The organism is Solihabitans fulvus, from assembly GCF_008386585.1.
GTDB lineage: Bacteria > Actinomycetota > Actinomycetes > Mycobacteriales > Pseudonocardiaceae > Solihabitans > Solihabitans fulvus.
Map to the genome: position 1 here is coordinate 12599 of NZ_VUOB01000072.1, position 14816 is coordinate 27414.

The following is a 14816-nucleotide window of genomic DNA, read 5'->3' on the forward strand; positions in this document are numbered from 1 at the left end:
GTCCACGCCGGCTCGTTCGGGCCGCGCAGGTCCGCGTCCCGCCATGCAGCCGCCGGGTTGTCCGCGATCGCGCACAGGACCCGAAGGTACAGCGCGCGGATCGAGGCCACCTGGCGGCGGCCGACCCGTTCGGTGTCGTAGTCCAGTGCCAGCAGCAGGTTGGCGTCGACCGGGCTGAGCAGGAATCCCGCGACCAAGCCGATGTTGGTCGGCTCGGACCGGTCGGTGGCGAACGAGTCGATCTTGTCGTCCACGATCCGCGCCCGGCCGGACCGCAGGGTCTCGGTCAACGCGTGGAAGTGGTTGTAGATGAAGGACACGTCGAACCGTGCGGCGTCGCCGACCTGGCGGACCACCTCGAACAGCGGATACCGGCAGTGCGGGAGCAGTTCGATCTCGGCGGCCAGCGCCGCGCGGCACAGATCGGCCCAGCTCCCGTCGGGCAGCGGCAGCCGCATCGGCAGCGTGTTCAGGAACAGCCCGCGTGTCTCGGTCGCGCCGGGCTCGTCCAGCCGTCCGTTCATGGTCACGCCGCTTGTTGGGCTGTTCGTGCCGTACACCAGGCCGACCACGCGCAGGTGCGCGGCCAGCAGCAGGCTCTTGAACGGCACGTCCAGGTCCGCAGCCGTAGTGAGCAGGCGTTCGGTCAGCTCGCTGGGGATCTTGGTCTCCAGGTAGCCGAACCGGCCGGTCTCCGGCGACTCGAACGACCACTCGTCCCGCGCGCCGTACTCGTCATCGACGGTCGACCGGGTGGTCCAGGTGAGCAGCTGCTCCGGCTCCCGATCGCGCAGGCGTTCCCAGTACGCCCGCGATTCCGGTGCCGTGCGCGCGGTCAGCTCAGCGGCGACGTAGTTTCGGTACCGGGACCTCGGCGGAGGCAGTGGCGGCGTCGCAGGGTCCTCGACCAGGGCGACGTACCGGTCCAGGATCTCGGCGATCATGGAGTGCAGGCTCCAGCCGTCCTGGATGGCGTGGTGTTCGGTGAGCGTCCACTGGAAGTCCTCTTCGGACAGTCGTGCGAAGAAGAACCGGAGGAACGGCGGTGCGGCGAGGTCGAACCGGTTTCGGCGTTCCCGCCGCAGCAGTGCGCCGAGCCGCGCGCGGCGGTCGGCGTCCGGCATGTGTCTGAGGTCCTCGAACACGATCGGGAGAGTGGCCGCGGCGTGCACGAGTTGCAGCGGCTGGCTGTAGTGCTCGAAGTCGAACGAGGTGCGCAGGTTCTCGTGCCTGGCGACGGTGTCCTGCACGGCCTGCGCGAGCCGGTCGGGCACCCAGGGGCCACGGACCCGGAAGCTGTCGACGTTGTGATACGGCAACCCCTCGGGGTCGCTGTCCATGTGGTACACCATCCCGGCCTGCAACGACGCGAGCGGGTAGGCGTCGATCACGGTGTCCGGCAGCAGGGCGCGGTCCTCGGCACTGATCAACGAGAACGGTGTGTTGGCCGGGGTCTCTGGTGGCGTGGTGGTGCCAGCGTGCTCGGCGACGGTTCGGATGGTCGGGTACTCGAAAATGTCCTTGACCGACAGTCGGATGCCGCGTTCGGCTGCGCCACCGACGACCTGGAGGCTGCTGATCGAGTCGCCGCCCAGGACGAAGAAGCTGTCGGTCACGCCGATGTCCTCGCGCCCGAGGGCTGTCCGCCAGATGTCCAGCAGAATGCTTTCGACCTCGGTACGTGGTGGCTGCAACACCCGAGCGGGACGGGTGGGGCCCGAGGTCGCCAGCAGCGCCCGCTTGTCGATCTTCCCGTTCTCGGTCAGCGGGATGTCGGAGACCTGGTGCAGTAGGTGCGGGATCATGTGGACCGGCAGGGTGCGGGCGAGTTCCTCGCGCAGGTCCTCGATCCCGAGAACGGCGGACGCGGTGAAGTACGCGTGCAGCCTGGGGTTGTCGTCGCGGCGCAGCAGCACTGCGGCGTCGGTCACAGCCGGGTGCGCCAGCAGCGCGGCGCGGATCTCAGGCAGTTCGATCCGGAAACCCCGGACCTTGACCTGCTCGTCGGTCCTGCCTGCGTAGTGCAGACGGCCGTGCTCATCCCGCCACGCGTGGTCACCGCTGCGGTAGAGACGTGCGCCGGGGCGGCTGGGGTGTGGCACGAACCGTTCGGCGGTCAGCCCTGGGCGGCCCCAGTAGCCATGGGCGACGCCGTGCCCGCCGACGTGGATCTCGCCGACCTGGTACGGCGCGACCGGGTGTCCGGTGTGGTCGAGCAGGTGGATCTCCGCGCGCGGCATGGGCACGCCGATCGGTCCTGCGCTGCGCTCCCGCTCGGCGGTCAGCTCGTAGGCGGTCACGTGCACGGTCGTCTCGGTGATGCCGTACAGGTTCCACATGCGGTGCCCACGATGGCGTGCGCGCCACCGCTCGACGGCGTCCAACTGCACCTGCTCGCCCGCGAAGACGATGTGCCGCAAGGACAACGCGTCGGACTCGGCAGCGTCGGCACGTTCGAGCGTGCGGAACGCGGACGGCGTCTGGTTCAGGACCGTGACCCGGTGATCCCGCAGGAGCCGGCGCAGAGCGGCCGGATCACGAGCGGTGTCCCTGTCCACGATCACGAGCTGGCCGCCGGTGCTCAGCGCGCCCCAGATCTCCCAGACACTCACGTCGAAGGCGTAGGAGTGGAACGCGGGCCACACATCGCCCGCGCCGAATCCGATGCTCCGCGCGCCGACCTCCACCAGACTGGTCACGGCGGAGTGCGGCACCAGCACGCCCTTGGGCACACCGGTCGAGCCCGAGGTGTAGATGAGGTAGGCCGGGTCGCTGGGGTCGACGGGCACGACCGGCGCCGCGGCCTCGGCGGGCGCGCTCACCAGGGGCAGGTCGGTCAGGCCGAGAGCCGCGGCCTTGGCAGGCACCCCAACGAGAAGCTCCGCCGAGCCGTCAGTTACGTAGAAGCGGGCACGGGCGGCGGGCAGGTCGGGTTCGATCGGCAGGTAGGTCAGCCCGGCGGACAGCACCCCGAGCAGGGCGGCGATCGTCTCGCCTCCCCGCTCGACCACCACGGCAGCGCGGGCGCCTCGGCGCACCCCGGTCGCCAGGATCGCGGCCCGCCACTGTCCGGCGCGCTCGGCGAGTTCGGCGTAGGTCCACCGGTGGTCACCGTCGAGGACGGCGACCGCGTGCGGCGTGCGCGCCACGCTCGCCAGCACGGCGGCCGGAATCGTGTCGACCTCCACTGTGGACAGTTCGGTCGACGCGGCCTCCGCGAGGGGAATGCGGTCGAGCGCGGTACTGGTGGTGGCGGCGCGCAGCACCGTGGCCCAGGACTCGATCATCGAGGCGACCATGGGCCGGTCGGCCAGCGCGGTGTCGTACTCGACCTCCAGGATCAGCTGCTCGCCGGACCGCAGCAGGGTCCAGGTCATGCCGAACTTGGCGGTCGCCGTGTGCACGCGGAGCCGGCGCGCCGGGTGCCCCGGCGTGAACTCGGGTGCGGCGCCGTCCTCGTGCATACCGAACAGCAACCGCACCAGGGGTGCGGTGTCGTCGTCGGGACGCACCGCGGAGGCAAGTTCGCTCAGCGGGATCCCGGCGTCGTCCACCGCGTCGTACACGATGTCCGCGACCTCGGCGGCGACGCCTGCGAACCGCCTGCCCGCAGCGGCGGCGAGCCGCAGTGCGACGGTGTTGGCGAGCATGCCAACTGTGTCCTGGCGTTCCTGGCTGAGTCGGTTGTGCGCGGGAGTGCCGATGAGCACACAGTCCGTGCCGCCGAACCGGCGCGCGACCTCACCGAACGCCGTCAGCGCGGCCACGTACGGCGTGACCCCCGCCGACGTGGCAGCCGCGGTCAGTGCGTCGACCCACTCTTGCGGGAACGTGACGGTGACCGTCTCGCCGATGCCGGACAGCGACGTGCTCAGCGCCGCCGGTGGACGCCACGGCTCCGGCAGCGGACTGCACGCGCGCACCCGCCGTCGCAGCGCCGCCTCCCCGGCTTCGCCGGACAGCAGTTCCCGTTCGGCCGTCACCAGGTCCGCCGGCGCAATCGCATCGCGCCGGGATATGCCCTCGCGGTACGCCGTGGCGAGGTCGGTCAGCAACAGTTCCACCGACCAGCCGTCGACGAACGCGTGGTGCCACACCAGGACGAGCAGCGCCCGGCCGTCCGCCAGGGGATACTGTTCGATCCGCCAGGCGTCCGCGCCCTGCCGGGCGACGGCGGCGGCGATCCGCTCGGCGTCGGACTCGTTCGTCGCGACCGGCTCACGGTCGATTGACCGTACCGTGTGGACAGTCTGTTCTGGACGGCCGTCTCGTACCGACAGGACGGTTCTGAGCGCGGCCCGAGATCGGGCGACCGACAGCATGGCGTCGGCCAGGCGGGATGCGTCGAGGGACTCGTCCAGCAGCAGCGACACCGGGATCGTGTACCGGGCGGACGGACCGGAGAGCTGCTCGGCGAACCAGATCTCCCGCTGGGCGCCGGTGAGTGCCAACGCGTCGCCCTCGGGATCACCGAGCCCCAGCGTGAACGCCTCACCCGTGAGCACGCTCATCGGTCGGCCATCCGACCGACCTCGGCGCGCAGTTCGCGCGGGATGGTGACCAGGTGGGCCGCGACGCGCACTCGGTGCTCGAAGTCGGGCACACCGTCCGAACGCGACAACACCAGATCGCAGAGCGATTCCACGGTGCAGTCGCGGAGCAGTTCACGCGGGCTGACGGCGACCGTCGTCAGCCGGGTCAGTTCCGCAGCGGCACGGGCGGCGGTCAGCGAAGTGCCCCCCGCCATCAGGAAGCTCTGTCCTGGCACCGGTTCCCGGCCGAGCTGCTCGGCGACCACGGCGGCGACCACGGTCCGGACCAGCGCCGCCGGTTCGACCTCGGGGGATGCTCCGCTCGTCAACGGTTGTGCTCCGTTCTGCGCAGGGGTGTCTGCCAACGCCAGCAGCGCGGCGGTGTCGAGCTTCCCGTTCCTGGTGAGCGGCAGCTCGGGCAGTGGGATCACCCTTGAGGGCACCAGGTACGCGGGCAGCGTGCCTGCCAGCGCGGCCCGGACCTGCTCGCCGTCCGTACCGTCCACAGTGGAATTTCCCGACGTGGTGAAAGCGATGATCTCCCTGGTGCCGGTCGGGGCGATCGGGGTGAGAACAGCGGCATGGCCACCGGTCGCCGCCCGGATCGCGGCCTCGATCTCGGCCGGGTCGACCCGGTAGCCGGACACCTTGACCTGCCGGTCCAACCGGCCCAACAGGTGGATCGTGCCGTCGTCGTCCACCGTGGCCAGGTCGCCGGTGTGGTAGATCCGCTCCCCAGGAGCCCCCCACGGGTGCGGCCGGAATCGGTCCGCGGTGCTCGCCGGGTCGGACCGGTAGCCCAAAGCCAGCCCGTCGCCCGCCACGCACAGCTCCCCCGGCCAGTGCGGCGGAACCGGGTGACCATACCGATCCAGTAGCCGGACCTCGGTGTTCGCGACCACCGTGCCGACCGGAACGGGACCGGTTGGCGGAGTCGTGATCGGGTACGTCGTGACGAACACCGTCGACTCGGCCGGGCCGTAGCCGTTGGTCAGCGAGCCTCCGCCTCCGGCGCTCAGGTGCCGGGACACGTGCTCGGGTGACAGTGTCTCGCCGCCGATCATCAGCCGCCGCACGCCGGCGAGCGCGTCCGGCGCGTGGTCTACCAGTGCGTTGAACAGTGCCGCCGACAGCCACAGGGTGTTGATCGCCTTGGTGCGCAGGGAGTTCGCGAGGCTGTCGAGATCCAGATCCTCGTCAGGGTGCAGCACGCAGGTGCCGCCGTTGAGCAGCGGACCCCAGGTTTCCAGGCTGAACGCGTCCCATGGCAGGGCCGCGACGTGCAGCATGCGAGTGTTGGGGCCGAAGCCGCCGAACTCCTGTCCGTCGAACGTGCGCAGGGTCGCGCGGTGCGGGGACAGGATCGCCTTGGGCGAACCGGTGGAACCGGAGCTGAAGAAGACGCAGGCCGGGGCCGACGGGTCGACCTCGACCCAGCCTGACCAGTCCGGTTCCCCGAGCAGGTCGGACAGCTCAGCCAGGTGGTCCGCCACGGGCAGCGTGGGCACGCCGAGGTCGTCAGCGGCGGCCCGGTCGGTGAGCAACAGCCGCACCTCCGACGCATGCACGATCTCGCGTCGCCGAGCCACCGGCGCCGCGGCGTCGAGCAGCACGTAGTGGTGACCAGCGGCCAGCACACCCAACACGGCCGCGAGCAGCTCCGGCGACCGCGCGGCGGAGATCGCCACCGCCGAACCCGCACCGGGCAGCTCCTTGCGTATCCGCGCGGCGACCAGGTCGGCGGCGAGCCCGAGCTGCCGATAGGTGACCAGCTGGCCATCCCGCTCAACAGCGATGTGGTCCGGGTGTCGCATGGCGATCTCGGCGAACCGCCCGTGAATCGAGGAATCCCGGTCGTACTCCACCCGTGAACCGGTCAGCCCACTGTCCACATCGGACCCGAGAGCGAGGTCACGGACCGACAGTCCGGGATCAGTGGCCAACCTCGTGACGGTGTCCATGATCAGGTGTTGCAGGCGGGCGGCATGGTCCGGCGTGCTCGACTGGTGCAGGTACTCGACGTCCAGGCCGATCTCCACATCGTCGTCGAACAGCAGCAGCGTGATCTCGAACTTCGCCGTGCCGTTGTGCACCAGACGTGGCAGCACTTGGATGTCAGGCAGGGTGAACTCACTGAACGGATTGTCTTGCGGGGCAAGCACCACGGGCGGCGGCGGGCGGTCATCCTGGTCGAGCCCTGGTCGAGCCAGCACGTCGGTGACCCTGGCGGTGATGGCCTCGACGAGAGAGCGCAGGGTGTCGTCCTGGCCGACCGTCAAGGTCACCTGGTCCAGATGGATCCGGTGTCCGTCAGCGATCGTGGTCGTGCCCCGCTGGGACACCGGAAACGCCACGCTGACCGGCTCTCCGTCGCCCAGTCGGTCGGCCACGACGGCGATACCCGCGTACACAACACTGAACACGGTGCCGCCGCACGCGGCCGCGGCGGACCTGATTGCCGAGGACTGCTCGGCGGTCCACCGGCCGGCCTGGTACCCGCCCCGCACGTCGGTCGGATCGGTGCGTGGGCGCTGCCCCCACAGCCTGGTCGACTCGGCGTCGTCATCAGCCGTCCGGCCACGGTCCACGGTGGGGTCCGGAACGGTCAGATCGGCAACCGGCAGACGCTCGCCCCGGTACGCGGCGGCGATCGCGCCCAGCAGCGAACGCACCGCGAGCCCGTCAAAGAACAGATGCGGCACGGCCAACACGAACAGGCTCGTCTGCGGGCCGGTGCTCGCCAACCCCGCTCGAATGATCGGTCCGTTGTGGACGTCGATCGGCTCGGTCACCAGTCCGACGGCCCATTCGGACGACGGGTCGGCGGCTTCACACAGGTCGATCCCGATGGTCCCGCGTCGGACCGAGTCCTCGGCCGTGAGCCGGGCGAACGCGCCCGACTGGGTCGCCGCCGCCGAACTGATCGCCGCCCGCAACCGGTCGACCGACAGCGGACCAGACAGCTCCGCCGCGACACCGATGTTGTAGACCCCGACCTGCGGAGTCAGCCGCATCGCGGTCAGTATTGCCCGCTGCGACGCAGACAGCTCCTCCGTTGCCGGCCCGACCACGGTCGCCGGAGGCTGCTCCAGCAGCGGGAAGCCGGGCAACGCCGCGGCGAGAGCCTCGGCGGTGCGGAACTGATGCATGGCGTTGATCGGCACCGCCCGGCCGAGCCACCGGCGTAGTACGACCGCGACCCGCGTCGCGGCCACCGAATGCCCGCCCTCAGCGAAGAAATCCTGGTCGGGAGCCAGTTCCGACCTGCCCAGTTGCTCGGCCAGCACCCTGGCGACCTCCGCGACCATACCGACCCCGGCCGGCGTGTCCGCGGGGTTCGGGCTCATCGGGCAGCCTCCACACCCACCGGGCGCAAGTAGGTGCGGCCAAGGACCAGGCCGTCCAACCGCGCGTCGCGGACCGTCGCCACCGCCTCCTGCGGCGTGCGCACGATCGGCTGCCCCTGCACGTTGAACGAGGTGTTGAGCACCACCGGCACGCCGATTCGCTCTTCCAACGCGTCCAGCAGCTCCCAGAACCGGACGTTGTGCTCCCGTCGCACGGTCTGCACCCGCGTGGTGCCGTCGACGTGCGTCACCGCTCCGAGCCCGGCGACGTGCTCGGGCCTGGTGCGGGTGAGCACCACCATGTGCGCGTACTGGTCTTCCGCACCAGGCTTGATCTCGAAGAACTTGGCCGCGGACTCGGCTTTCGCGGCCGGCGCGAACGGCCTGAAGTCCTCTCGCTTCTTGATCCGCAGGTTGACCAGGTCCCGGGTTTCGGACGAGCGGGGGTCGGCCAGGATGCTGCGGTTGCCCAACGCGCGCGGCCCGAACTCCATCCCACCCTGGAACCAGGCCAGGATCTTCCCGTCGGCCAACTCCCCGGCCACTCGCGCGGCCAGCGCCCGGTCGTCGGTGAACTCCTCCACCACGAAGCCCTCGGTCGACGCGGCGACCTCACGCAGGGTCTCGTCCCGGTACGCGTTACCCCAGTACGGCATCGTCATCCGCACACGCGGGTTCCCGTCGCGACTCGACACCGCCAGCGCGGCACCCAGCGCGGCGCCGTCGTCGCCCGCGGCGGGCTGAACAAAGACGTCGTCGTACAGCCCTGAGTCAACGATCCGGCCGTTCGCGGTGCAGTTCAGTGCCACCCCGCCTGCCAGGCACAGCCGCGCCTCGCCGGTGGTCGACCGCGCCCATTCGGCCGTGCGCAACACCAGGTCCTCCAAACGGCGTTGCAGTCCGGCGGCGATGTCCTTGTGCCGCTGGGTCAACTCCTCGCCCGGTTGCCTGGCCGGGCCGAACAGGTCCACCAGCCTGGCCAGCGCGCCCTCGTGCAGGTCCTGGCTGCGCCGGTCGACTTCGCCGGTCAACAGCGGGATCACGTACCCGCCCTCCGGCGCAAGCCGCACCAGGTCGGTGAACACGTCCCCGAACCGGTCGGGGTCGCCGAACGACGCCAGGCCCATCACCTTGTACTCGTCCATCGCGGGCAGGAACCCCAGATGGTGCGTGACCAAGCTGTACAGCACACCGAGCGAATGGCTCGCGGGCACCGTCAGGATCGGCCGCAGGCCGTCGGTGTCGGCCCGTAGCACGGTCATGCTTTCGGTCTCGCCCATGCCGTCGCTCACGATCACCACGGCACTGTCGAAACCACTCAGGTCCAACGCGCTGTGCGCGTGCGCCACATGATGGGGCACGGCCACGAAGTCACGCCGGGGCATCGGCCCCACCAACGTGCGCCACAACTCCCGTTGCCGCTCCGGCCGATACAGCGACGCGAACTGCCCAGCGGCGTCCTCATCCAGCTCCGCAATGTCTGGATCCAGCGTGTAGTGGAACGAATGCGCCACCACGTCGAGATCCGCGGCGGTTATCCCGGCTGTGCGCAGGCAGTACTCGATCGCCTGGACCGGGAAGTCGCCAGTGCCCTTCTCGCCGGTGAACCGCTCCTCCGCCGCGGCCGCCACGATCCGCCCATCACGCACCAGCGCGGCCGCGGAGTCCAAGCCCTGCATCAGATGCAGAAGCCGGCGATCCGCGTCGGGATACCGGTCACGCAGATGCCTCAGACTGCCATGGATACCGCTGTAACCCAGTATGTAGGACACCGCCGCCTGCCTCGCATCCATAACCCGGCTCGCGAACACCCGCGCTCGCGCGCGGGTCTTCAAGGATCACTCCCGGGCTGATGCGGTCTCAGGTGTTGCGCGACCACGAACGGTTCCGGGACTAGAGGTTCGCCTACAAGGTTTCGGTGGCACTGTTTCGCGCCCAGCACAAATTGCCTCCCATATCAGGGAAGGCATTCGTCAATCCGGGCCGAAAAGGTTGGGGGACTTCGGCTTTTCATAGTCGAAACTAGTAAAACCCTTGCTATGGCAAGGTTATGCAGGTGCTGTTGGAGCTGTCAACCCCGCACCTACGGGGAGGTCGATGTGGACCAGTATGTCAGCCCGACATGTCCATCCTTGGCAGTGAACCGCAACTGCCGCAACGCATTCGGGCCACTGTGGGGTGATCCGGATGGGCGATCCGCAGCGGCGCAGCAGCGTATAGGAGTGGGGATGCCCTCATGCCGGGCGGTGATCAGCTTCCGCACCTGGCGGTAGGTCTTCGCCCGAGCGGACGCGATCTTCCTGAGCCCAACAGGGTTGTTTCGTCCAACGTTCACCACGCGGTTGGGCCTACGATGACGCCCGCAGCCACGGTCATGATCAACTGGAGGTCACCGGGTTGACTGAGCGATGCGGCAGGCGAGTCCGATGGTAAGTCACAATCTGGGGGCGAATAATTTTGCGGAATACAATCGCATGCGGCAACCGTGGAGATGAATCGTGACCACGACCCGCTCCGAGTTGGGACGTGACACGCACACGTTGCGCGCAACGCGAGGTCAACGAGAATCACCATGGCGGGAAGCGCGAATCATTTGGGCACCATCGCTGACTGTCTCGATCACCTTCCTGGCGCAGCTCTGTATATCCCTGGTTGAGACTTCGGTCGTATCTCGGCTCGGCCCACAACAGCTCGCTGGAGTTGGCATCGCCTCTGGGATATACGTCCTGTTCTTCTTGTTGGCGATCGGTACCGTCACCTCGTTGACTCCACTGGTGTCGGAGGCATATGGGCGCGCGGATCGGGCCGGGATGAGGAAGATCGCGCATCAGGGACTGATCGTCGCCGCCGTCGCGGGTACAATATTAGCCCTTGTCCTTCAGCTCTTCGCACCTTTAATTCTGCGCCTCATCGCGAGTCACGAGACGATGGAGTTCTCGTTGGCGTACCTGCGAGGCGCGGCTCTGGGCCTTCCGTTCTGGGCAATGTATGTGGCCGTACGGTGTATATCGACTGCGGTTGGCAAGTCAGGCGTGGGAACTATTGTGCTGTGGTTATCGGTACCCGCGCACGCCGCGCTCTGCTTGGTACTGTCACATGGCACAGATTGGATTCCCGCGCGTGGGACTTTCGGTGCCGGCATCGCGTTAGCGGCTACTCCGATGATATCTTTGATGGCAGTGTGGACGCTGCTGAGACTGTCTAAGATTGGCGTCCTTGCCGAGCTGCTACGTCTCCCCATCTCGTTCGATCGACGACAGTTCGTGCGGGTACTCAGCCTTGGCACTCCGTTTGCGTTCCGTATCGCCATCCGAGAGGGCGTTCTCCCGATCGCGATGCTCATAGCGGCACCGCATGGAATTCTCGTCGTCACAGTGCAGGTGGTGATGGCGAAATTGAGCGATTGGGGCTCATCCCTGGGTTTGGGAGTGGCGACCGCCGTCAGTTCGAGGATTGGATACTTAGACGGCTCCGGCGCGCGTAACAAGACCAGGATCGCGATCGCCGGCGGTGCGCTGTGCGGAATCCTGTACGGCCTACTGTTGTGCGCCGGCTTGATGTTCTTCGGAGGCGAGCTGGTCACCCTGTTAGTCGGCACCGAGTTGTCAAGGAACCTTGGGTCGACCTGGCAGTTAGTATGGCCCGTAGCCGCCTGGCTGTTCATCATTTGCATTCAATCCTCATTTGTGGGCGCGCAGAGCGGCCTACGTGATGGAACCGGCGGCCTAGTGTGCGTACTCCTCGGCGAATGGATGATAGGCCTTCCGTCGGCCTATCTTCTGGCCAATGCTCTGGATTCAACCGTCGTCGGGATCTGGCTGGGCCTCCTGATCGGCGAGACAGCAACGCTGGCCATCTACTGGATTCGCATTGAGGTCATACTTAATCGGTCAGAACGGAACGCTTCGTGACCTACGAAGACCTTGTTTCCGCAGAGCTGGCGTCAGGTGTCGTCGCGCTTGGTTCGCGGGAAGGTACGGGTCGGGTCGGTGCCTTCGATTTCGCTCTGCTGGTCATCCGCGAGGTGGCGAGCGCCACTCGCCGCTGCCCATCCCGCGAGACGGGGAGAACGAGCGGATTAGCGCGGCGAACACAGCCCGGTCATGTCCCCGTCGTGCCATCGGCGTCGAGTGGCAGCGGTCGTGGTGCCACCGGGGTGGAGACCACGATGGAGGTGACGGTCTGTCCGTAGAGCAGGAAGCGATCCAGGAGGTCCTCCAGCTGCTGCACGGTGGGAGCATGCATCTTGATCAGGAAGCAGTCCTCACCGGTGACGCGGTGACACTCGCTGACCTGCGGCAGCGACCGAGCGAGCTCGGCGATCTTGGGAAGCTGGCCGACGGCGGGGCGGATGCGGGCGAACGCGGTGATGGGCAGCCCAAGCGCGGCGGGATCGACCTCCAGCCGATAGCCGGTGATGACACCGGCCCGTTCCAGGCGCTGGATCCGCTCGGTCACAGCGGGGGCGCTCATGCCGATGCGGCGGCCCAGGGCGGACATCGTGATCCGTGGATCGGCGTCCAGCTCGGCGAGCAACCGGCGGTTCACCTCGTCCAGCAGCGGATTCACATTGCTGAAGGACGAAGCGCCGTTTGAGCGTGATTGTCCAGGCAAGTCGATCCCCTGCCCTTCATATTGCCCTGTATCTACCGGCTTCAGCCCAGCAACATTGTGTCATGGGCGCACGTGGGGTTCGGTCTACAGCGGCAACTGGCCGGCCCGGCGGCGTCGACGGCAGGGTGGCAGGCTTGCCGCCTGCCTCGTTCTTCATGGTCAGCGCGGTGTTCCACTACCTGGGGCCGTCCTTGGCGGTGCTGTTGTTCGTCCACGTCGGCGTGCTCGGGGTGGCGTGGCTGCGGATCGCCAGCGCCGCGGTGGTCTTCGCGATCTGGCGCCGGCCGTGGCGACTGCTGGCCAGGATGGCCATCTCGCAGCGGTGGGTACTGCTTGGCCTCGGGGCGGTGCTGGCGGCGATGAACTCGCTGTTCAACCTGGCCGTGGACCGGCTGCCGCTGTCCACCGTCGGCGCGATCGAATTCCTCGGCACCGTCGTGCTGGCTGCGGTCGGCGCCCGTACCCGGCGCAACCTGCTGGCGCTGGCGCTGGCGATCGGTGGGGTCGCGGCGCTGACCGACGTCCGCCTGGCCGGTCAGGCGCTGGGATTCGTGTTCGCCTTCGCCAACTGTGCCGGGTTCATGCTCTACGTCGTGCTCGGCCACCGGATCGCCAACACCGCAGCCGACGGGTCCACCAGCCGAGCCGGCAACCCGATGAGCGGCATCGACCAGCTCGGTGTCGCCATGATCGTTGCCGCGGTTGCCGCGATGCCATGTGGTATCTCCGGCGCGGCCACCGCTCTGGGGCACCCGGTGTTGCTGTTGTGGGGCATCGGCGTCGGGCTGTGCTCCTCGGTGATTCCCTACGTCACCGACCAGCTCGCGATGGCCCGGCTCCCTCGGGCCACGTTCGCGCTCATGCTTGCGATCCTGCCCGCGACCGCGACCGGTATCGGCTTGGTCGTCCTCGGCCAGGTACCCACCGCGCAGGACCTGGCCGGTATCGCGCTCGTCGTCGCCGGGGTCGCCCTGCACCAGCCGGCATCCGCTGAACCAGCGGCCTCGACCTCGACCGATCAACACGACGCGAGCCTCGCTGCGTCGGAGGAACAACGGTGAACGACGGCCACGGTCGGCTGCGCGGTCGTGCGAGTGACCGGCCGTCTTCCTGCCACGAAACAAAATCCTGGAGCACGTGAGGAGACGATGTGAAGTACGCACGGCTGGGTTCGTCGGGTCTACAGGTGTCCCGGATCGGGCTGGGCATGATGAGCTACGGCGACCGGACGACACGACAGTGGCATCTCGACGAGGCCGCCGCCGAACCGATCGTGCGGCGTGCCGTGGAGGCCGGGGTCACGCTGTTCGACACCGCCGACATCTACTCCGGCGGGGCCAGCGAACAGATCACCGGACGGCTGCTCGCCAAGCTGCTGCCCCGCCGCGAGGACTACGTGCTGGCAACCAAGGTCTTCTACCCGACGGGCTCCGGTCCCAACGACAGGGGACTGTCCCGCAAGCACATCCTGGCGGCCATCGACGCCTCGCTGCGCCGGCTCGGCACCGACTATGTGGACCTGTACCAGATCCACCGCTGGGACGACCACACGCCGATCGCCGAGACAATGGCGGCGTTGCACGACGTGGTGCAGGCCGGTAAGGCCCGTTACCTCGGGGCGTCGAGCATGTATGCCTGGCAGTTCGCCACGGCTCAGCACAGCGCCAGGACGGCGGGGCTGAGCAGGTTCGTGTCGATGCAGAACCACTACAACCTGGTGTACCGAGAAGAGGAGCGGGAGATGATCCCGCTCTGCCGGGATCAAGGCGTCGGCGTCATTCCCTACAGCCCGCTCGCCCGTGGCCTGCTCACTGGCAGCCGCCGCCGTGGCGGCCGGCGGCAAACCGTTCGAGCCGGCGCCGACCCGGTGGCCGACGACATGTACGACGAGGCCGATCACGACGTCGTCGACGTGGTCTGTGCGGTCGCCGACGGACGCGGCCTCCCGCCAGCACAGATCGCGCTGGCCTGGCTGCTGGGCAATCCCGCAGTCAACGCACCGATCGTGGGAGCGACCACCCTGGCTCACCTTGAGGATGCGATCGCGGCCGTCGACATCGCGCTGAGCGAGGAGGAACGCAGCCGGCTCGAAGCTCCGTACCGCCCGCACAGGGTCCTCGGCCACGGCTGAACATCGGGAGGCCACAGGGCCGCCGGTTCGGAGCCGAGCCGACAGCAGCACAGGAGGTGGTGGAGCTGCGCGGCAACGGCGGCGTGCGGTGCCGGAGGTCACGGCCGGCGGCCCCTGGCCGGTGAAGGCTGTCCAGATCCGGGTGAACACCGCGCTCCCGGCGATTCCGCCGACGACTTCCCCGCGAGCGCG

At 68.4% G+C, this 14816-nt stretch carries 6 protein-coding genes and 1 pseudogene; 3 read left to right on the forward strand and 4 right to left on the reverse strand.

The genetic code is table 11. From position 1 onward, the window contains the following. Window positions 1–38 precede the first annotated feature (38 nt). From F0L68_RS34160 to F0L68_RS34170, 3 genes and pseudogenes are all read right to left on the reverse strand, one after another. Window positions 39–4511, reverse strand: a pseudogene (locus tag F0L68_RS34160) (non-ribosomal peptide synthetase); the annotation flags it as partial. Then, the gene (locus tag F0L68_RS34165) at window positions 4508–7879 is read right to left on the reverse strand and encodes an amino acid adenylation domain-containing protein (RefSeq protein ID WP_149854024.1); all 3372 of its coding nucleotides are present in this window, start codon (window positions 7877–7879) and stop codon (window positions 4508–4510) included. The pseudogene F0L68_RS34160 and the gene F0L68_RS34165, both read right to left, overlap by 4 nt. Beyond that, window positions 7876–9558, reverse strand: coding sequence for a carbamoyltransferase family protein (locus tag F0L68_RS34170; protein WP_188316984.1), 1683 nt, complete (start codon window positions 9556–9558; stop codon window positions 7876–7878). The genes F0L68_RS34165 and F0L68_RS34170 overlap by 4 nt, the downstream gene beginning before the upstream one ends. A gap of 819 nt (window positions 9559–10377) precedes the next feature. Between F0L68_RS34170 and F0L68_RS34175 the strand changes: the two genes are divergently transcribed. Continuing rightward, window positions 10378–11790 carry an MATE family efflux transporter gene (locus tag F0L68_RS34175; protein WP_188316985.1) on the forward strand — a complete coding sequence of 471 codons (1413 nt, stop codon included), beginning with the start codon at window positions 10378–10380 and terminating at the stop codon, window positions 11788–11790. Between the two features lie 190 nt (window positions 11791–11980). Here the strand turns inward: F0L68_RS34175 and F0L68_RS34180 are convergent, their stop codons facing one another. Next, the gene (locus F0L68_RS34180; RefSeq protein ID WP_223199380.1) at window positions 11981–12448 is read right to left on the reverse strand and encodes an Lrp/AsnC family transcriptional regulator; all 468 of its coding nucleotides are present in this window, start codon (window positions 12446–12448) and stop codon (window positions 11981–11983) included. A 179-nt stretch (window positions 12449–12627) separates the two neighbouring features. Here F0L68_RS34180 and F0L68_RS34185 point away from each other — a divergent pair, with 179 nt between their 5' ends. Together F0L68_RS34185 and F0L68_RS34190 are read left to right on the forward strand one after the other, a co-directional pair. Then, window positions 12628–13554, forward strand: coding sequence for an EamA family transporter (locus tag F0L68_RS34185; RefSeq protein ID WP_223199381.1), 927 nt, complete (start codon window positions 12628–12630; stop codon window positions 13552–13554). 89 nt (window positions 13555–13643) lie between these two features. Further along, window positions 13644–14624, forward strand: a complete 981-nt coding sequence (locus F0L68_RS34190; protein WP_149854027.1) for an aldo/keto reductase — start codon at window positions 13644–13646, stop codon at window positions 14622–14624. The last annotated feature ends 192 nt before the right edge of the window (window positions 14625–14816 follow it).

Coding starts and splice junctions, on each gene's coding strand:
- F0L68_RS34165 (WP_149854024.1), bottom strand. CDS start 7,879: ATGAGCCCGAACCCCGCGGACACGCCGGCCGGGGTCGGTATGGTCGCG.
- F0L68_RS34170 (WP_188316984.1), bottom strand. CDS start 9,558: ATGCAGGGCTTGGACTCCGCGGCCGCGCTGGTGCGTGATGGGCGGATC.